The 1,165-nt window shown below is 53.5% G+C and carries 1 protein-coding gene; it reads left to right on the forward strand.

Features of this window, described 5'->3' with window-relative positions; translation table 11 throughout:
- Positions 1 to 308: 308 nt before the first annotated feature.
- Positions 309 to 1,133: an IS5/IS1182 family transposase gene (locus tag ACP97_RS08260; protein ID WP_049997366.1), complete on the forward strand. Its 825-nt coding sequence runs from the start codon at positions 309 to 311 to the stop codon at positions 1,131 to 1,133.
- Positions 1,134 to 1,165 lie beyond the last annotated feature (32 nt).

Consider the following 1,165-nt stretch of genomic DNA (forward strand, 5'->3'; position numbering starts at 1 on the left):
TGAATGTGATTACAATAGGACAAAGCGCTGTGGTAACGTACGGATTTTTCTGTAAATTGAATCATGAGTTATTAGCTATCTTTTTTTTTTCAAGCAGAAGACGGCATACGAGATCAGCCTCGGTCTCGTGGGCTCGGAGATGTGTATAAGAGACAGCACTCATAGCGGTGCCTGCTTGAACATGTGGCTCTGAACGCAGATGAATAGCCATCTCATACAGAAGGACATCAAACTGCTCTATTGAAAACGACACACGGCGTCGGGATTGTTCGGTACTGGTTTGAGGCAATGAAGTCGAGGAGTTGGATATGGCAATCGTCCTCCTCGACTTCGTTGAGAAGGCACTACGCGTAGCGAAACAAGCGTTGGGAAAGCACGCGGGGAAGCCCGAATCAGGCGGGCTTCCCCGCGAGGCACATATCGTCGCTCACTGTATACGGAAGGAGGAAGACCACACCTTCACCGAGCTTGTTGATCGGATTGGTCTTATGCCAGAGGTGTGTGATCGTCTTGGAATTCATCCAGACGGGTTGCCAGATCCCACCACGTTCTACCATTCGATTGATCGGTACGCGATGTACGTCTGGCGGGCGTTGCTGCGCACTTCGGCGCAGCAACTCCGCCAGTCTGGTCATGTGGCACTGGACAGCACGTTCTTCGAACGCAAGCAGGCCTCCCAGTACTACCTCCAGCGAAGTGGGAGAAGCGTGAAGACGATCAAAGCGACGACATTGACCGATACAGAGTCGCTTGCGGTGCTGGACGTCCATTGCTGTATCGAGCGCGAACACGACACGAAGGCTGGCCCGCGGGTCGTCCGCCGGAACGCGGACGACCTGCGGTCAGTCGCTGCTGACAACGGGTTCCAGGACTGGCACACCGAATACGAAATCGCTGCGTTAGACGTTGAGTACCTCGTTCATCACCAAGGATCGAGATCGATGGCTGTTGCGAACAACGCGCTCATCCGAGCAAAAGGCTACACCCAGCGATGGATGTCCGAGACGTCCTATTCGACGGTCAAGCGAACGCAGGACTCCGCCCTGCGTTCGCGATTCTGGTATCGTCAATTTCGTGAAATCGTTCTCATGTTCGCGCTCAACAACATCAAGAAGCTCGCCGAGACGCTATGATCGTACTCCCGTACCGCATTTTCAATAAAGCA

It is taken from the genome of Halococcus sediminicola, assembly GCF_000755245.1.
Lineage (GTDB): Archaea > Halobacteriota > Halobacteria > Halobacteriales > Halococcaceae > Halococcus > Halococcus sediminicola.